At 41.5% G+C, this 19,005-nt stretch carries 18 protein-coding genes; 15 read left to right on the top strand and 3 right to left on the bottom strand.

The genetic code is table 11. From position 1 onward, the window contains the following. The first annotated feature begins 16 nt into the window (after nt 1-16). Complete coding sequence (locus tag B9N78_RS03015; protein WP_085098092.1) at nt 17-442, top strand: cytochrome c3 family protein; 426 nt, start codon at nt 17-19, stop codon at nt 440-442. A 120-nt stretch (nt 443-562) separates the two neighbouring features. Here B9N78_RS03015 and B9N78_RS03010 read toward each other — a convergent pair whose 3' ends face one another. Beyond that, on the bottom strand, nt 563-1,867 hold the full coding sequence (locus B9N78_RS03010) for a Na+/H+ antiporter NhaC family protein (RefSeq protein WP_085098089.1): 1,305 nt from the start codon (nt 1,865-1,867) through the stop codon (nt 563-565). Between the two features lie 337 nt (nt 1,868-2,204). After that, entirely contained in the window at nt 2,205-3,386 is a 1,182-nt protein-coding gene (gene purT, locus B9N78_RS03005; protein ID WP_085099273.1) for a formate-dependent phosphoribosylglycinamide formyltransferase, read from the bottom strand. 261 nt (nt 3,387-3,647) lie between these two features. Here purT and B9N78_RS03000 point away from each other — a divergent pair, with 261 nt between their 5' ends. Both B9N78_RS03000 and B9N78_RS02995 read left to right on the top strand, forming a co-directional pair. Continuing rightward, nucleotides 3,648-4,226 (top strand): UbiX family flavin prenyltransferase, encoded by a 579-nt coding sequence (locus tag B9N78_RS03000; protein ID WP_085098086.1) that lies wholly within the window; start codon nt 3,648-3,650, stop codon nt 4,224-4,226. Nucleotides 4,227-4,228: 2 nt separating this feature from the next. Further along, nucleotides 4,229-4,918: a metal-dependent hydrolase gene (locus tag B9N78_RS02995; protein ID WP_085098083.1), complete on the top strand. Its 690-nt coding sequence runs from the start codon at nt 4,229-4,231 to the stop codon at nt 4,916-4,918. 154 nt (nt 4,919-5,072) lie between these two features. Here B9N78_RS02995 and uvrC read toward each other — a convergent pair whose 3' ends face one another. Then, nucleotides 5,073-6,875 carry an excinuclease ABC subunit UvrC gene (uvrC, locus tag B9N78_RS02990; RefSeq protein WP_085098080.1) on the bottom strand — a complete coding sequence of 601 codons (1,803 nt, stop codon included), beginning with the start codon at nt 6,873-6,875 and terminating at the stop codon, nt 5,073-5,075. A 304-nt stretch (nt 6,876-7,179) separates the two neighbouring features. Here uvrC and B9N78_RS02985 point away from each other — a divergent pair, with 304 nt between their 5' ends. The 12 genes from B9N78_RS02985 to B9N78_RS02930 all read left to right on the top strand — a co-directional run bounded on the left by B9N78_RS02985 (nt 7,180) and on the right by B9N78_RS02930 (nt 18,675). Continuing rightward, on the top strand, nt 7,180-8,601 hold the full coding sequence (locus tag B9N78_RS02985; RefSeq protein ID WP_085098077.1) for an outer membrane homotrimeric porin: 1,422 nt from the start codon (nt 7,180-7,182) through the stop codon (nt 8,599-8,601). A gap of 199 nt (nt 8,602-8,800) precedes the next feature. Next, nucleotides 8,801-10,105 (top strand): histidinol dehydrogenase, encoded by a 1,305-nt coding sequence (hisD, locus tag B9N78_RS02980; RefSeq protein ID WP_085098075.1) that lies wholly within the window; start codon nt 8,801-8,803, stop codon nt 10,103-10,105. A 12-nt stretch (nt 10,106-10,117) separates the two neighbouring features. Continuing rightward, on the top strand, nt 10,118-11,020 hold the full coding sequence (locus B9N78_RS02975; protein ID WP_085098072.1) for a phosphoribosylaminoimidazolesuccinocarboxamide synthase: 903 nt from the start codon (nt 10,118-10,120) through the stop codon (nt 11,018-11,020). A 138-nt stretch (nt 11,021-11,158) separates the two neighbouring features. After that, nucleotides 11,159-11,923 (top strand): enoyl-ACP reductase FabI, encoded by a 765-nt coding sequence (locus B9N78_RS02970; protein ID WP_085098069.1) that lies wholly within the window; start codon nt 11,159-11,161, stop codon nt 11,921-11,923. 176 nt (nt 11,924-12,099) lie between these two features. Next, the gene (rpsF, locus tag B9N78_RS02965; protein WP_085098066.1) at nt 12,100-12,414 is read left to right on the top strand and encodes a 30S ribosomal protein S6; all 315 of its coding nucleotides are present in this window, start codon (nt 12,100-12,102) and stop codon (nt 12,412-12,414) included. A 2-nt stretch (nt 12,415-12,416) separates the two neighbouring features. Next, nucleotides 12,417-12,677: a 30S ribosomal protein S18 gene (gene rpsR, locus B9N78_RS02960; protein WP_085098063.1), complete on the top strand. Its 261-nt coding sequence runs from the start codon at nt 12,417-12,419 to the stop codon at nt 12,675-12,677. A gap of 11 nt (nt 12,678-12,688) precedes the next feature. Then, complete coding sequence (gene rplI / locus B9N78_RS02955) at nt 12,689-13,183, top strand: 50S ribosomal protein L9 (RefSeq protein ID WP_085098060.1); 495 nt, start codon at nt 12,689-12,691, stop codon at nt 13,181-13,183. Beyond that, nucleotides 13,155-14,585 carry a replicative DNA helicase gene (gene dnaB, locus B9N78_RS02950; RefSeq protein ID WP_085098057.1) on the top strand — a complete coding sequence of 477 codons (1,431 nt, stop codon included), beginning with the start codon at nt 13,155-13,157 and terminating at the stop codon, nt 14,583-14,585. The genes rplI and dnaB overlap by 29 nt, the downstream gene beginning before the upstream one ends. A 56-nt stretch (nt 14,586-14,641) precedes the next feature. Next, nucleotides 14,642-15,940, top strand: coding sequence for a phenylacetate--CoA ligase family protein (locus tag B9N78_RS02945; protein ID WP_085098055.1), 1,299 nt, complete (start codon nt 14,642-14,644; stop codon nt 15,938-15,940). A gap of 1 nt (nt 15,941) precedes the next feature. Next, complete coding sequence (locus B9N78_RS02940) at nt 15,942-16,445, top strand: DUF456 domain-containing protein (RefSeq protein ID WP_085098052.1); 504 nt, start codon at nt 15,942-15,944, stop codon at nt 16,443-16,445. A 34-nt stretch (nt 16,446-16,479) separates the two neighbouring features. Then, nucleotides 16,480-17,931 carry a threonine synthase gene (gene thrC, locus B9N78_RS02935; protein ID WP_085098050.1) on the top strand — a complete coding sequence of 484 codons (1,452 nt, stop codon included), beginning with the start codon at nt 16,480-16,482 and terminating at the stop codon, nt 17,929-17,931. Next, nucleotides 17,932-18,675, top strand: a complete 744-nt coding sequence (locus B9N78_RS02930; RefSeq protein ID WP_085098047.1) for a TlyA family RNA methyltransferase — start codon at nt 17,932-17,934, stop codon at nt 18,673-18,675. Nucleotides 18,676-19,005: the final 330 nt, after the last annotated feature.

Below are 19,005 nucleotides of genomic sequence, written 5' to 3'. Positions count from 1 at the left end.
ACAAAGAGGAAATAAAATGAAAAACTTATTTATCGTGTGCCTCATCTGTCTAGGCATGACGGTTTTAGCTATCGCAGCAAACGCAGGTGACAAAAAAGCGGTTGAAGCTCCTGAAGGTGATCTTATGATCAACTTCATTAAGGGTAACAGCAAAAGCAATATCGGAGTTAGTTTCAATCACGCAAATCATGAAAATTATGAATGTGTTGATTGCCACCATGCTCTGAAAAAAACCAAGGTTCCTACAAGTTGTGCGACCTGTCACACAAACTTTGAACCGGTCCCTGTCAAAGGTTACAAGTCTTACTTCAAGGCAATGCATATTAAACGCAACAACACAAAGCGTAATTCATGCTTATCGTGTCACGTTAAAGAATTCGGAAATGATCCTAAAATGACTGGATGCACAGCCTCCGTATGTCATCCTAAAGGAATCAGATAACCGAAGTTACAGTCTAAAAACTGCATATGACCTTTAAGGTCCTGTAGTCCTTCCACATGAAAGCCCCCGCAACTTATTAAAAGTTACGGGGGCTTTCTTGCTTAATATTTGAAAACGAATCTATTTTTTAATCCGTGGAAATCCGGTGAGAATACTGATTATCGCAACAAACGCCAGTATGAAGCAATAGTACATGTTTCCGACAATTTCTAACGGAGATAGCTGTGATATGGAACCTGCAAGCAGAATTTGCGCACCATAAGGAATCAATCCCTGAATAACACAGGAAAAAATATCCAAAAGGCTGGCACTGCGACGCGGATCTACATTATGGCTTTTTGCAATTTCTTTTGCCATTCCACCAGTCAGAATGATTGCTACAGTGTTATTTGCAGTACATAGGTCAGATAAAACGGACAAAGCACTGATGCTGAACTCTCCTGCGCGAGTTGACTTAGTCCCGCGTGTCAACTTACCTATAAAACTGATAATATAGGTAATCCCGCCATGGTATTTAATCAATTCTCCAAGTCCGCCAATCATCAATGACAGAACTAAAATTTCCTGCATTCCCGTGAAACCGGAATAAATATCTTGAGAAAATTTAAGCACGCTAAAATCAGCAACTGCGAATAAACCGACAATTCCAGTAAAAACAATCCCTGCGCCAAGAACAATAAATACATTAATCCCTACAACCGCCATTACGAGAATAATAATGTACGGCAAAACTTTAACTAGGCTGTATGTCCCCTGCTGCAAGACCTGACCGCCTTCACCGAGCATATATAAAATAACTACCGTCAAAACCGCTGCGGGGATAGCAATCATAAAATTCAATTTAAATTTATCGCCCATCTCACAACCTTGCGTACGGGTTGCCGCAATAGTCGTATCAGAAATCATGGACAAGTTATCTCCGAACATTGCGCCGCCGACAACCGCTCCCATAAGCAGAGCTGAAGCTATATCTGTTTTATCCGCTACGCCGACCGCAATCGGAGCAATGGCGGCAATGGTTCCCATTGAAGTACCCATTGCAGTTGCAATGAATGCCGCAATGATAAACAAACCGGGAAGAACCATTGAAGCCGGAATTATTGATAAACCTAAATTAACTGTAGACTCAACGCCCCCGATTGCCTTTGCAACTGAAGCGAATCCTCCGGCAAGCAAGTAAATCATACACATTGTAATGATTCCGGATTCTCCGGCACCACTGAGGAAAATATTTATTTTATCTTTTATTTTCCCTTTCCCCATCCAGACAGCCCATGCAATCGCAGGAAGAATGGCAACAGTGGCGGACAATTGATAGAACGCCATGTTTGTTCCGTTCATAGTAAGGGAAAGACCAGTACCTATAAATATCACTAAAAATAAGGCAAGAGGGGCTAACGCCCACCCATTAGCTTCGTATTTCATAACGACTTATCCTTTACAGAAAAATTAAGTAAAAATGATCAGAGTCTTTTTACTTAATAAATTCACAGCTAATAATTAAATTCTAATCTTCATAAACACATTAAACAGCTAACGAACAAATCTTAATAAAAAAGAAAAAATTGATAACTTTATACTAAGATAGAGCGAATTTCTCCGATATATTTTCGCTTTTAACAAATAAGAGCAAAACAAATGCCTCTTTTAGAACTGATTTGTCAATCTCAGCAGAGCTAAAAATACGATTAAACAAAAGACAGCCCCGTGAGTAACATTTAATACTCACGGGGCTGTCTTTACAATCTAGCAATTGAAATAATTAATACAAAACTTCAACGGCTGTGGAAGCTTTAATAGCGCGTTTTTTTGCATCATCAACATCTTTTCCCAGAGCTAAAGCAACTCCGAGACGGCGCACACCGTTACATTCGCCTTTTCCGAAGATGAGAACTTTTGTGTCAGCTTCTTCCAGAGCTTTATCAACATTGGCAAAAGAAGGAGAAGTTGATTTACCGTTTGAAAGAATAACGCTTGAGGCAGCAGGTCCATATTGACGGATCGCTGGAACAGGCAATCCTAAAATAGCGCGCACATGCAGTGCAAATTCACTGAGGTCCTGAGAAATTACTGTCACGAGTCCGGTATCATGAGGACGCGGTGAAACTTCACTGAAATAAATTTCTTCACCTTTAATAAATAGTTCTACGCCGAAAAGCCCTCTGCCCCCAAGAGCATCCGTAATTTTGAGGGCGTATTCCTGTGCTTTATTCAGCGCAGTTTCAGTCATAGGCTGCGGCTGCCATGATTCGCGGTAATCACCATCCTCCTGCCTGTGCCCGATCGGAGCGCAGTAGGAAGTTCCGTCCTTGTGACGAACTGTGAGTAAAGTAATTTCGTAATCAAATTTAATAAATTTTTCTACGATGATACGTCCTTGCCCCGTTCTACCGCCGGATTGAGAATATTCCCATGAATGATCTATGTCACTTTCACTTTTAACAGTGCTCTGCCCTTTTCCGGATGAACTCATAACAGGCTTCACTACGCATGGAATACCTATTTCTTTAACTGCTGCGAGGTATTCTTCTTTGGTGTCGGCAAACTTGTATGGAGATGTTTTGAGGCCGACTTCTTCAGCGGCCAACCTTCTGATACCTTCCCGGTCCATAGTCAGCCGCGCTGCTCTGGCTGTAGGAATAACTGTAAACCCTTCATTTTCGAGTTCAATAAGAGTCTTGGTTGCAATGGCTTCAATTTCCGGCACGATAAAATCCGGTTTCTCTATTTCAACAACTCTGCGAAGTTCGTCAGCATCCAGCATAGAAATTACATAGCTGCGATGTGCAACCTGCATAGCGGGAGTATTTTCGTATCTGTCAACGACAATAACCTCTACGCCTAAACGCTGGGCCTCAATCACTACTTCTTTGCCAAGTTCTCCGCCGCCAAGCAGCATCATTTTACCGGCAGAACTTGTTCCGGCTGTGCCAAGAGTTACCATTGCTTTATCTCCGTCTGATAAAATTATGTAAGTACTTTCTTCAAGTATCGGGTTAAGATTTGTCTCTACTCTCATATGAGAGTTCAAAATTCAAGAAATTAAGAATATGTTATAAAATAATATTTAAAATTTGCCATCTATTTTGCAAGACTTGTCAACATTTGTCCCCTGTTGTACTTAACTTAATTACAAAAAATATTCTAACTTTTAAAAATATAATGCATTAATTTGAAACAAAGTTAAAGGATTCAGGCTTATTTTATGGATAAAAAACGAATTATACTTGCAGCTACCGGCGCGAGTGGAACAATTTATACCCTCAGCCTTGCTAAGGAGCTAGGAAAACGGAATGAGATTGAACTTCATCTTATTATTTCTGACGCCGCGCTTAAAGTTATGGAACTTGAAACAGATTTCAAGCCGGAAGATCTCACAGTTCATGCAGATTTCGTCTATCAGCAAAATCTTATCTCAGCCCCTCCTGCCAGCGGCTCATGGCAACATGACGGCATGATCATATGCCCGTGTTCAATGAGCTCTTTAGCTGCAATAGCAAATGGTATGGGTTCTAATTTAATTCATAGAGCTGCTGATGTTTCACTTAAAGAACGCCGTAAACTTATTCTTATAACACGCGAAACACCATTGAATCTTATACATATCAGGAACATGGAGACAGTGACTTTGGCAGGCGGGACGGTGATGCCGGCTTCTCCGGGATTCTATCACAGCCCTAGAACAATAAATGATATTGCAGAACATATGACAGGACGTATCCTTGAACAGCTAAGCATTCCCCACGATTTATACAAACGTTGGGGAGAAAACTCACGGAGGTAATTATGAATCATATTTTTACATGGAATGGACATTCAAACTTTAAGATTAAATCAGGCGACAAAACAATAATTATTGATCCTTTTTTTGAAGGCAATCCGAAATCTCCTGTCTCTTGGAATTCTGTCAAAGAAGCTGATGTTGTTTTAGTCACGCATGATCATGGAGATCATGTCGGGCAGGCGGCTGAAATATGTTGCGCTACAGGTGCAACCCTTGTCTGCATCTTTGATTTTGTCGAGAGTATGATCGCGCAAGGAGTAAGCGGAAATAACATTATCGGGATGAATATAGGCGGGACAGTTGAAGCCGCGGGAATAAAAATTAAAATGGTTCAAGCCATGCATTCCTCAAACGAAGGAGCCCCTGCCGGATACATCTTAACTTATGAAGATAATTTCTGTGTATATTTTGCCGGAGATACGGGATTATTTGCCAGCATGGAACTTTTTGGGAAAATGAATGATATTGATGTTGCAATACTCCCGACCGGAGGATGGTTCACAATGGATTCTAGCGACGCGGCATATGCCTGCAAGCTGCTCGGATGCAAATATGCGATACCTATGCACTGGGGAACATTCCCGATTTTAGAACAGGACACATCTAACTTTGTTGCTGAAGTTGCCAAAACTGCGCCTGAGTGCAAAGTTATTGAATTAGCTTTGGGTGTAGAAACTGAAATTAAAGCTTGAGATTTATAATTAAAAAGCAGCTTTCTATATGCCTCCGGCGGCTTAGGAACCTTTTTGAAAAAAGGTTCCTAAGAACCTCCCAAAACTTTTATTTATTAAAATACAGCTAAGTACCTTAAATAGAAACTGTAAGAAAATATGTTTTTAAAATCTATTAACTATCTCTAAACGAATCATAAATTTGCTTTGCACGTACTTTACCGATTCCCTCAACTTTTGAAAGTTCTGCGGCTGTTGCTTCTCTCATTTTTTGAACTGAACCATATTCATCCCAAAGCAACCGTGCTGTTTTCGGGCCTATCCCCGGCAGGCTCAGAACTTCGCTTTGCAAAGCTTTTTTCTTACGGGATTTCCGCTGCTTTCCAATTACAAATCTATGCGCCTCATCACGTAGTCGCTGTAAATATAGCAGAGCCGGACTTCCTCCCTTTAATGGCAGATGATTTTTACGTCCTGGAGTAAAAATTCTATCTTCAAGCTCACCGGCCTTTCTGGTCGGACCTTTTGCTATAGATGCTAAAGCAGGAACAGGCTCAGTTTCCTTCCAATTCTCGGAAAAAGCTTTTTCAACCGCTGCGAGCTGCCCCTTACCTCCATCTATTAAGATAAGATCCGCCCAAGGGCTGCCGGATTCAATACGTTTCAAGACCCAATGATATAAAGCTGCATAATCATCAGATGAATATTCAAGTTCGGGGAATGTATACGTACGATATTGCGACTTTTCCGGTTTACCTTGCTCATATACAACCATTCCGACACGCATACCCTCTCCGCCTAGATGCGAGGCATCGATACATTCAATCCGTTGCGGGGAAGTTGCTAAATTTAATTTAGCAGACAAAATATCTAGAATATCCTCATTATTCTTCTCTTTTGCGCCTATTGATGCGTTCTTACGGGCAATATCAAGCAACCTTTTCTCTTCGCTTGTTTGTGGAGTGGCAATACGGACTACAGATTTGGATCGCTCAGTAAGAATTTCCAGCGAGCTATGCATATCAAATTCGAACGGAACCAAAAGTTTTGGAGGGATAAATTTTGTTGAAGAATAAAACTGCGAAATAAAACTATGCAGAATTTCTTCTCCGTCTTCAAGACTGAGCCCGGGCCAGAAGAAATCTTTTTTATCGAGTAAACGTCCTTGCCGGACAAAAAGTAATCCCAAACCTATTCCACGCGAAGATTCCGCAAGGGCAATTACATCAATATCCGCCCTGTCATTAAGAACAACTGCCTGTTTTTCGATTGTTTTACTGATTGCTTTGATCTGATCACGTACCTTCGCAGCCTGTTCATAGGCAAGTTCTGCGGCAGCTTTTTCCATTTCGTGACGCAAATCTGAAATCAGATCATGTGCTTTGCCTGAGAGCAGCATCTCAACTTTTTTTACAAGTGCCATATATTGTTCGCGCGGTACAAAATTAACGCACGGTCCTAAGCACTGTCCTATATCATGATACAGACAGGGCCTGACCCTGTTTTTAAAAGCGGAATCTGAACATTTTCGTAATTGAAATACCTTACCGAGAATTTTCCATGTCTCTCGGGCAAAATAACTTGAAGTATATGGCCCGAAATAAACAGATCCATCGCGCACAACCTTTCTTGTCAATCGTAAACGAGGATACTCAGATCGTTTATCCAGCTGAAAAAGGACATACTGCTTATCATCGCGCAGAACTACATTATAACGCGGTCTATGTTTCTTAATCAGACTGGCTTCCAGAAGAAGCGCTTCTTTTTCTGTTCCTGTAACAAGAATATCAATAGACGCTATCTTGGAGACCATGACCTTAGTTTTAGGCGTATGATTCTGACTTGAGCGGAAGTAAGACGAAAGACGGTTTCGCAGAATTCGAGCTTTACCTACATATATAATAAGACCGGTGGAATCCTTCATCAGATAAACACCGGGTGATGTCGGATAATCGGCACTAATAAACTCAAATCCCATATTAACCAGCCTTGTATAATTTTTTATACTTCCACTAAAAGCACATATTCAGGACTATCCAGAGCAGAGATCCATGTCAATAAAGGACTTACAGCACAACCTAATCTGTCTAGAAAAAATCTAAAGTTTTAGAACATTTCAAACAGTACAATTTTTTATACGGTAAAAAAAATTTAACTTTAGTCAAAAAAATGTAATTTTTGACTTGCAATTAAATTTATGAAGCGATAAAACCTTTCCTGAAGGTAGGTGTCAGGCAATTGTGCATTAACTACATTCATTCAGCAAAAGAAGGAAAACAATTATGAAACGTTTGGTAATTCTCGCCATCCTCGCCACTATGGTGCTCGGAATGGCTGGTACCGCTTCTGCGGTGGATCTGGAAGCTAAAGGTAAATTCCAGTTCCAGGCTAACATCATGGACAACAGCGACTTCCTCTCAGCAAAACATCGTGGTAACCAGGAAGACGATCTCAACTTCTGGTTCCGTGCTCGTACACAGTTCCGTTTCATTGCAAACGAAAACTTGATGTCAGAATTGTACGTTGAATACAAAACTCGCGTTGGTGCATCTGATTCAGATGCTAATTCCGGTTCTACTGACCGTGCTCTCGGAATCAAGCGTGTATTCATTCAGTACCGCTTCCCTGATACTGAAGTACTGACAACAGCCGGTATCTTCTCTATCAACCTTCCTGGCGCAGCAGCAGGCAACATGGTTCTCGCTGATATCGATGCTGGCGCTTTGACTGTTAGCTCACCTATCACTGACCAGATTTCTGTTGCAGTAGGTTACGTTCGTGCATTCGACAAAAACTCAACTGACACAGCCGGTGCTGGACTTACTAATGTAGCTAGCCAGAACGCTAAAGATGAATTAGACCTGTTCTACGCAGCTCTTCCTATCACCATTGATGGCTTTGAAGCTACCCCTTATGCAATGTATGGTACTATCGGAAAAGACACATACTCTTCCGTTGCAAAAATGAAAGGTCTGACTACTGCGAATACTGCTGCCAACGCAAAAGCATTCAACAAAAATGCTGATGCATGGTGGGCAGGTACTTCTTTCGCTATGACAGCTTTCGATCCTATCGTACTTAAAGCTGACGTTGTTTACGGTTCTGTTGATGCTAACCAGAAACAGAATGATCGTTCCGGTTGGGGCATGGATGCTTCTCTTGCATACACAGGCCTTGACTTTGTACAGCCTAAACTTGTTTTCGCTTACACTTCCGGTGAAGATGACAAAACTGACAACGGTTCAGAACGTCTTCCAATAATCAACAATGACTGGGCATTCGGTTCTTACTACTTCGGTGGTTCTGCTCTTACTTCTTCTGACCTTGACACCAACCAGCAGGTTGGTCTCTGGACACTTGGTCTTTCTTTCGAAGGAATTTCCTTCCTCGACAAACTTACTCATGACGTACATTTCTTGTACATCAAGGGTACCAACGATGCTGACCTGATCAAAAATGCTGGAACAAAACTGACCAACATCAGCTCCGATGGTCAGTTCCTGACTGATAAAGACCAGGCTTGGGAAATTGACTTCAACACCAACTACCAGATCTACGACGAACTGGCAGCTATCGTTGAATTCGGTTACATCGGCATGGATATGGATAAAGACACATGGAAGAACTACGATGGTGGTTCACGTCTTGAAGGTAAATCCGATCCAGCATTTAAGTTAGCAGTTGGTCTTGTTTACGAATTCTAAGAATTCTTAGACCATCTAAAGCAATTTAGTCCTGACACCGGGGCCGGAAGTTTACTTCCGGCCCTTTTTTGTTGCATTTGCTCTATTCTATTATACTCGACTTTTAAATCACATTAAGTTAATGGACAAACACATCAGAATTAATATACTTCGGTAACGAAAACACAATTTTCACACCTTTCACGTTAAGGATACTTCCATGCCTTGCAAGGATATAAAATACTCGGATCAAGACTCGTGGCCTGAAATTAAAAAATGGCTGGATTTACGCAAAAATCCTGATCAAAAAGTAAATGGCCTCGTTAAAGAGATACTTGAGAATGTTAAGTCAGAAGGCGATCAGGCTTTAATCAAATACACCCAAAAATTTGACTGTCCTGACTTCACAAAAGAGATGCTTAAGGTTTCTGCAGATAACAGAAGTGTTGCATACACAGAAGTTAAAACAGAAGATCTTGAAATAATAGAAGAAGCTATCCGCAATGTTAAAGATTTTCATCGCAGACAAGTTCAACAGTCATGGTGGACCACAGGCGAAGACGGAACAATACTCGGACAACTTGTTAGACCTGTTGACCGTGTAGGTTTGTATGTTCCCGGAGGTCAAGGCGGAGAAACCCCTCTTCTTTCCAGCATGATTATGAATGCTGTTCCTGCTCAGGTTGCCGGAGTTAAACAGATAGCGGTGATTTCACCACCTAGAAAAGATGGTTCCTTAAATCCGTATATCCTTGCAACTGCTCAGGAACTTGGAATTAATGAAATTTACGCATCCGGATCGGCATGGGCCATCGGCGCACTTGCTTATGGAACTCAGACCATTGCTCCATGTGATGTAATTGCCGGACCCGGTAATATCTTCGTAGCAACGGCTAAAGGCCAGCTCGTCGGTGAAGTCGGAATAGACATGATTGCCGGACCGAGCGAAATAGCAATACTTGCAGATGAATCAGCCAACCCTGTCTGGCTTGCTGCCGATATGCTTTCACAGGCTGAGCATGATCCTTTAGCGGCGTCTATCTTGATAACTTGGGATAAAACCCTTGGCGCAAAAGTTAAAGAGGAACTCAGAACTCAGGCAAAAAAATTACCGAGAGGCGAAATAGCTCTCCAATCGCTTAGTTCATGGGGTGCAATTGTTGAAGTCCCGGATAGAAATACCGGAATAGACTTTGTTAATAACATGGCTCCGGAACATCTTGAACTGGCATTTGAAGATCCATGGTCCGCAATCGGTTTAATTAAGCATGCCGGAGCTATTTTCATGGGACATCATACACCTGAACCCATTGGTGACTACTTTGCCGGGCCTAACCATGTATTACCAACCGTCGGAACGGCAAGATTTTCATCCGCCCTATCCGTCGATACTTTTTGTAAAAAATCCAGTCTGATTTATACAGATCAGAACTATATTGCTAAAAACGGCGCAAAAATCGCCAGACTGGCTAGACTCGAAGGACTTGAAGCTCATGCTCGTTCCATCGAATCCCGCTATAAATAAGAGGTAACTCAAATGTCTAAGAAACATCTTATCGAAACAGATATCAAAGAACTGAAACTTCTCTCCAGAGGAAAAGTACGTGATATTTACGAAGTAGACGCTGAAACTCTGTTGATTATTACTACCGACAGAATATCAGCATATGACGTAATTATGCCCAATCCTATTGAAGATAAGGGGAAAATTCTGAACCAGATTACTCTGTTCTGGATGGATATGTGTAAGGATATTATTCCTAACCACCTTATTTCTTCAAATGTTGCGGACTATCCTGAAGTACTGCATAAATATAAAGATGAGCTTCAGGGCCGGAGCGTTCTGGTAAAAAAAGCAAAACCATTACCCATCGAATGTATAGTTCGCGGGTATATTACCGGTTCAGGATGGAAGGACTACCTTGCTACAGGTAAAGTATCCGGCCATGAACTTCCTAAAGGGCTCAAAGAGTCTGACATGCTTGAAATGCCTTTATTCACACCTTCCACAAAAGCTGATTTAGGCGAGCATGATGAAAACATTACTGTAGAAAAAGCAATGGAAATGCTCGGCAGCGATCTGTTTGAAAAAGTGCAGAATGTGACCCTTGCAATCTATCGCCGCGCCAGAGATTATGCGCGTGAACGCGGCATAATCATTGCTGATACAAAGTTTGAATTCGGTCTTATCGGTGAAGAACTCATTCTGATCGATGAAGTTTTAACTCCGGATTCTTCAAGATTCTGGCCAGTTGAAGGTTATAAAGCAGGACAATCACAGCCCAGCTTTGATAAACAGTTTCTGCGTGACTGGCTCACAGAAATAAAGTTCAATAAACAGCCTCCAGCTCCTCAAATTCCTGAAAATATTGCTTCAAAAACTCGTGAGAAATATCTTGAAGCATTTAAGCTCTTGACCAGTTCCGAACTTGATGCTTAAAAACTTTTATTAATATATCAATTCGACATAAACATACAAACTGGTATATCCTCGTGTATGAATATTTTTATGCAGGATCATCTTTTGTTGTAGGTTTTTGTCTGTAAATTCATATCTTTTATCTACAAGGAGAAATTAATGCTGCTGGAAGGAAAAAAAGCACTTATTTTCGGCGTGGCAAATGAAAAAAGCATTGCTTATGGAATTGCTCAACAATTCAAAAAGCAAGGTGCTAGACTTGCTTTCAGTTATGTTAATGACGCTATTAAAAAACGCGTAGAACCGATTAGCGACGAGCTAGGCGGAGAATTTATATTCCCTTGTGATGTCAGCAGTGATGAAGATGTTGCGAACTCAGCTAAATTTGTAAGAGAGCAATGGGGAGATATTGATATTCTCGTTCATTCAGTAGCTTTTGCAAACCGTGATGACTTGAAGAAAAGATACCTCGAAACTTCACGTGACGGATTTCATCTTGCTCTTGACGTATCTGCATACTCACTGGTCACACTTTGTAATTCTTATGAACCACTCATGAAGCCGGGGGCATCTGTTATGGCAATGACCTACCTCGGATCTTCAAAAGTAATCACAAATTACAATGTAATGGGTGTTGCAAAAGCAGCTCTCGAAGCCAGCGTTCGCTATCTGGCATACGACCTTGGTGAGAAAGGTATCAGAGTTAATGCAATCAGTGCAGGCCCTATTAAAACTCTGGCTTCATCCGGTATTTCCGGATTCAAAACTATTTTCTCTCATATTGAAGACCGTGCTCCTCTGCATAAGAACGTAACCACCGAAGAAGTCGGCAAAACAGCAACTTTCTTAGCTTCGGATATGTCCAGCGGCATTACCGGAGAAGTTATGTTTGTTGACTGCGGTTACAACATTATGGGAATCTAGTTTTTTTAACAAAGAATATAAATATTAAGCTGGATTCGATGATTCGTTTCCAGCCTTATATTTTATTATAAATGATGAGCGTCTTGACAGATGCCTGAAAAGGGACTAAACATCCCTTCTTTCGCCTTGCCCTAAAACTTAAGGAAAGGGCCATAGACCATAAGGAGGTTTTTTTAATGCTTAGAAAGTATGAAGCACTTTTGCTTTTAAACCCCGAACTTGCGAATGATAATCGTAAGGACATCGTAGACGGGGTTGTTGCCATCATCGAACGTGAAGGCGGCAAACTCGACGAAATCGACGATTGGGGTTCTCGCCAGTTGGCTTATCCTGTCCAAAATCAGTCCCGTGGATACTATGTTCGTGTAGTTTTTGATGCACCAGCACCTGTTGTTGCAGAGCTCGAACGCAATATTCGTATCACAGACGGAATTTTCAAGTTTGTTACTGTTAAACTTGAAGATCACGCACAGGTACAGGAGGAAGCATAATCATGGCATTCAAGAAAAAATTCACACCAAAAAGGAAGTTCTGTCGTTTCTGCGCAGATAAAGCTCTTCCTCTCGATTATAAACGTCCTGACATTCTTAAGGACTTTGTTACCGAACGCGGCAAAATTATTGCCCGCAGAATTACTGGTACTTGTGCAAAACATCAGCGCCGCCTGACTACTGAAATCAAACGTTCCAGGCAGATGGCTCTTATGCTTTACACCACTGTGCATAGCACTGATGTCAAGAAAAAGAGCATCTAGGAGGCAATGATATGAAACTTATTTTACGTGCCGATATAGACTCTCTTGGACGCCTTGGAGATATCGTTTCAGTTAAAGCCGGTTACGGTCGCAACTATTTGATTCCTCAGGGATTTGCAATGCCTGCTTCTGCCGCTAACCTCAAGCAGTTTGAACTTGAAAAAAGAAAGCTTCAGGAAAAGGCAGACGATCTGCGCACTCAGGCTGAAGGACTTAAAGCAAGACTGGCTGCAGTCGAAGTCAAAGTCGAAGTTCGTGTAGGTGAAGGCGATAAACTTTACGGTTCTGTTACCGCAGCAAATGTTGCTGAAGCTCTTGTTGAACAGGGTTTTGATCTTGATCGCAGAAAAATTCTGTTGTCTGATCCTATCCGTTCACTTGGAATTTTCAATATTGAAGTTAAACTTCACCCCGAAGTTCGCGGTGAAATTAAACTGATCGTTTCTAAACCCGGTCAGATTATAGAAGAAGAAGAAACTGCAGAACCAGAAGCAGAACAGGCGTAAGCCTAACTCGAATTACAATTCAGACGGAGCATCATCAGGTGCTCCGTCTGATCTTCTAAGGAAAGTACCCCCTCACAACCTTGAAGCAGAACAGGCTGTGCTGGGCGGAGTTTTTTTAAGCAATAATATATTCAACGATCTCGTCGATATTGTCCATTCTGACGATTTTTATTCCCCTGCTCATCACGAAATATTTCAGGCTTTCGAAGCCCTGTATTCTAAAAATGTCCCGATAGATATTGTTACCGTCAACGAATACCTTACCAGTTGCGGAAAAATTGATACTGTCGGCGGACCTGTTTATCTGGCAGATCTTGCCAATTCTGTAATCAGTTCTGCGAATGCACTTCATCACGCAGAAATTGTAGCTGAGAAAAAAATTCAGCGCAGTTTGATTGATGCTGCCGCCCTAATTATATCTGATAGTTTTGAAGCTCAGGACGTTAAAGCATTACTTGATCACTCTGAACAAGCAATCTTTGAAATTACTGATGCCAAAAAAACTACTACAATTAAAAGCAGTAAAGAACTTATCAAAGAAGTTTTTCAAGAACTGGAACATCGAGTCGAGCAAAAATCACTCGTAACAGGCATACCGACTACATACACAAAATTTGATGAAATGACGGCAGGGCTTCAAAACTCAGAACTCATTATTATTGCAGGTCGCCCAAGTATGGGTAAAACGGCTTTTGCTTTGAACGTTGCCATGCGCGCAGCTCTTCATAGCGGAGTCCCTACAGCTGTATTCTCACTTGAAATGGCTATGGGCCAGCTTATGACAAGAATGCTCGCCTGCCATGGTAAAGTTGATCTTGCCAGATTAAGAACAGGTCAGCTTGACGATGAAGACTGGGCAAAGCTTTATGAAGCAGCTCAAGACTTGACAGAAGCTCCTATTTTTATTGATGATACTCCAGCTCTTTCCACAATGGAACTTAGAGCAAGATGCAGGAGACTTAAGTCGCAGCATAATCTTGGTCTGGTAATGGTTGACTACCTCCAGCTTATGCGCTCCAGTGCGCGCACAGACTCCCGTGAACAAGAAATTTCCGATATTTCACGTTCATTGAAAGCGTTAGCAAAAGAATTAAAAATACCGGTAATCGCACTTTCACAGCTTAACCGTAAGGTTGAAGAACGTACGGACAAAAGACCTATGATGTCCGACCTTCGAGAATCCGGAGCGATTGAACAGGATGCTGATATTATTTTATTCCTCTACCGTGAAGATTTTTATAACAAAAAAGAAGACAAACCTATTACGAATAAAGCCGAAGTCATTATTGGTAAACAGCGAAACGGTCCTACCGGAATTGTTGAATTAGCCTTTTTCGGCAACTATACTGCCTTCGAAAATCTTGCAGCCGAACCTTACCCGTCTGAGTATAGCGATGAATAATTTAAGCTCATACAAACGACGAGGATTAATGATAAACAATTAGCGGGAGAAATATAATGTATTTCGATAAAGCTGAAGTGCTAGAGAGAAGTGAACTTGAAAAACTACAAGTTGAACGACTTAAAAAGACTATCGATCTAGCCGCAAACTCTCCATACTACAGCGAATCTTTCAAAAAAAATAACATTAATTCTTCCGTTATCAAAACTATTGATGATGTGAAAAGATTACCTTTTACTACAAAAGATGATCTTCGCTCTCAATACCCCCACGGACTGTTGACAAAACCTCTTGATGAGTTTGTCCGTCTCCATGCCTCCTCCGGAACAACCGGAACCCCTACTGCTGTTTTTTATACTCAGAAAGATCTCGATACATGGGCCGATCTTATGGCTCGCTCTCTTTACGCTGTGGGAGTTCGACGCTCTGACATTTTACAAAATATGTCAGGATATGGACTTTTCACAGGCGGACTTGGAATTCATTACGGTTCTGAGCGTCTGGGATGTTTGACTATCCCGGCAGGAGCTGGGAACACTAAACGCCAGATCAAACTTATCCGCGATTTTAACGTAACAGCATTGCACATAATTCCCTCATTCGCGCTCTACTTTGCAGGCAAAGTCAGAGAAGAAGGATATGACCCAGCAGATATGCCGTGGAAAATTGCCCTCATAGGTGCAGAACCGCACACTGAATATACCAGACAGAAAATAGAAGAAGAGCTCCATATTAAAGCCTATAACTCGTATGGTCTCACTGAAATGAACGGTCCCGGTGTAGCTTTTGAGTGTACCGAACAAAGCGGAATGCATGTATGGGAAGACTCCTACATCGCTGAAATTATTGATCCGGAAACCGGAGAATCTGTTCCAGACGGTGAAATAGGTGAACTTGTTATGACGACCCTTACCCGCGAAGGGATGCCGATAATCCGCTATAGAACAAGAGACTTAACCAGATTCATTCCAGGACAATGCAAGTGCGGCAGGACATCAAAACGCATCGACAGAATAGTCGGCCGCGCAGATGACATGCTCATCATTAAAGGGGTAAATATTTACCCTATGCAAATTGAAAATATTATTATGGCCATGCCGGAAGTCGGACAGAACTATCTCATTGAACTTTTCAGAGAAGGGTTCATTGACCAGATTAAAGTTAAAGTTGAAATTAAAGATCAGTATTTTGTTGAAGATATGAGAGCGTTGCAAGGACTGCAGAAAAAAATTGCAAACAAACTTAGAGATGAGATTCTAGTTACACCGCGAGTTGAATTGGTTCAACATGACTCTATTCCAAAATCTGATGGAAAAGCTAAACGAGTTCTGGACCTTAGAGAAGTAGAGGCTTAAAATGATTACAGCTCTGGCTGTGCTGATCATTCTGCTTATGTTCAGCTCGTTAGCCCTGCATATTTTCGGACTGCCTGCAAACTGGATTATTCTTGCTTTTGTTATCGGATGGAAATTATTTTTTCCTGCAACAATGAGCTGGAACTTTATATCCATTTTAGCTTTAATCGCGGTGGTCGGTGAAATTTTAGAATTTGCAGCACAATACTTCGGCGGGAAAAAATACGGGGCAACCGGTCGTGGCAGCTTAGGTGCTTTTGTCGGTGCAATAGCCGGAGCTATCTTAGGAGCACCGTTTTTTTTCGGACTCGGAGCACTTCCCGGGGCTCTTTTGGGGTCATTCGGAGGTTGCCTGGTTCTTGAACTTACTCATGGCAGAACTTTCGCTGAAGCCCAGCACTCCGCATGGGGAGCTTTCTGGGGGAAAGCATTTGGATTAGCAATCAAAATCAGTCTCGGGGTGTGGATGTTTACCTTAAGCATCCCTAAAATTTGGCCGTCTTAATTCTTTGCTTTTTATAAAACCTCGTGGAGGAATAATGTCTCAAGCTAATACTTTCCCTAAGTACAGGGGGAAAATGGAATATCACTGTCTAGGTTGCGGTCAGCATTACGGAATAGATGAATTATATTATACCTGTCCTGAATGCGGATCAGTTTTCATTCTTCAAGATCTCACTTTTGATGAATTAAAGAAAACCAGCGGTCAGGAGTGGCGCGACTTGTTCGATGCCCGTACTGCCACCAAAAAAGACAGCCTCCGAGGCATTTTCAGATTCTACGAACTATTTGCGCCTGTAATTGAAGAAAAAGATATTTTATACCTTGGTGAAGGCAACACTCCCATTGTTGCTTCAAGCCCTAATTTAAATGAAATCATCGGGATTACGACCGCTTATAAAAATGACGGACAAAATCCGAGTGCTTCTTTCAAAGACAGAGGCATGGCATGCGCCTTCAGTTATATTAACGCACTTCTTGCCAAGAATAACTGGGATGAAATTCTTACTGTCTGTGCTTCAACCGGTGACACCTCCGCAGCTGCGGCTCTTTATGCATCATATATCGGCGGCCCCGTTAAATCAGTTGTCATTCTTCCTGAAGGAAAAGTTACTCCGCAGCAGCTTGCACAGCCTCTTGGAAGCGGAGCTAAAGTGCTGGAAGTTCCCGGAGTCTTTGATGACTGCATGAAAGTTGTTGAGCACTTGGCCGACAACTATAGAGTCGCCCTGCTCAACTCTAAGAACTCATGGAGAATTCTCGGTCAGGAATCCTATGCGTTCGAAGTTGCTCAGTGGTACGATTGGGACCTTACAAACAAATGTATTTTTGTCCCGATAGGTAATGCAGGAAACGTAACTGCGATTATGGCAGGTTTTTTGAAACTTTACGAGCTTGATATTATTAAAGAACTACCTCGCATCTTCGGTGTCCAGTCTGCACATGCAGATCCCGTTTACCGCTACTACTCTGTGGATGATCCGAAAGAACGCGAATTCAAGCCGGTTACCGTACAACCTTCAGTTGCGCAGGCCGCAATGATCGGAAATCCTGTTTCATTTCCGAGAGTAAAATATTTCGCGGATAAATATGAAGCGATAGGTGGCAAAAAATCATTTCAAGTCATCCAAGTTTCTGAACAGCTTATTATGGACAGCATGCTTCTCGCTAATGCACACGGTCACATTGCATGTACTCAAGGCGGGGAATGCCTTGCTGGACTGATCAGAGCTAAAGAACTTGGGCTTATCAGTGACACTGAATCCGCTGTACTCGACTCTACAGCTCATCAACTCAAATTCGTCGGCTTCCAAGATATGTATTATCAAAACAAATTCCCGGCAGAGTATGAAGTCACCCCTGATTCATCCAAAGCAAACTCACCTGAGCTTGTGATCAGTGCTGAACTTAAAAAAACAATGTCCGAATCTGATTACATTTCAAAAGCCGCTAGTAATGTTGTTGCAATGCTGGGTTTGGAGAAAAAATAGGTGGCTAAAAAGGAACGCGCAGACCACATGCTTTATGAGCAAGGTCTTTCGGACACCCTCGAACAGGCTACGCGAATAATCATGGCGGGACATGCGCACTTTCTAAAAAACGGCCAAAAAACACCTATAGAAAAACCGGGGATGCAACTAGACCCGAGTTTAGAAATAGTTGTAAAAGGTAAAGACCGATTTGTCAGTCGCGGCGGCTACAAATTACTTACAGCCATAGAAGAACTTGGACTTGATCCAAATGGTAAAACAGCACTGGATGCCGGAGCTTCAACAGGCGGATTCACCGATTGTATGCTCCAATTCGGTGCACTTAAAATCTACGCAGCGGATGTAGGTTACGGGCAGCTGCATTGGAAGCTGCAACAGGATGAACGTGTAATTAACTTAGAAAGAGTTAATTTACGGATTGCTGAACCTGACCTGATCCCGGAAAAAGTAGACCTCGTTGTTTGTGATGTTTCGTTTATTTCATTAAAAAACATACTTCCTTCGTTAGTACGATTTTTAAAAGACACCGGCGAAATTGTATGTTTAATTAAACCTCAGTTTGAAGTGGCTCAAGGACAAACAGACAAAGGAGTTGTCAGAGATGAAGATCTCAGACAACAAACCGTCGACATGATTGTCGATTTTGCATCTTCTGAGCTTCAATTAAAGCTAAAAGGATTAGTTCCTTCAAGCATTAAAGGACCGAAGGGAAATCAGGAATACCTAGCGTATTTTATACGATAATATTATATGGATATTTTTTTATTATAGGCAGCCTTTTGGCTGCCTTTTTTTGTTGGCCCCATACAGAAACGACACAGAAACAAATTAAAAACAAAGTAGAAACAATAAATAATACATATTTTGCTTACTACTTCAAATTTTAACAATCTAATTTTTAATAATACAATATAATTTTTTATTTCTGTGTTGATTTTACTGTAAGCAACTAAATGAATATTAAAAATCAATGCACAAATCACATTTATACTTCAATTTTATTAACATAACAAACATACGTGTATGTATATAATATATAGTTAATTACGAATATTTGCTTAATAATTAATTAAA

This window comes from Desulfovibrio gilichinskyi (assembly GCF_900177375.1).
Classification (GTDB): Bacteria; Desulfobacterota; Desulfovibrionia; order Desulfovibrionales; family Desulfovibrionaceae; genus Maridesulfovibrio; species Maridesulfovibrio gilichinskyi.
This window is presented reverse-complemented; position numbering and strand designations above follow the sequence as displayed.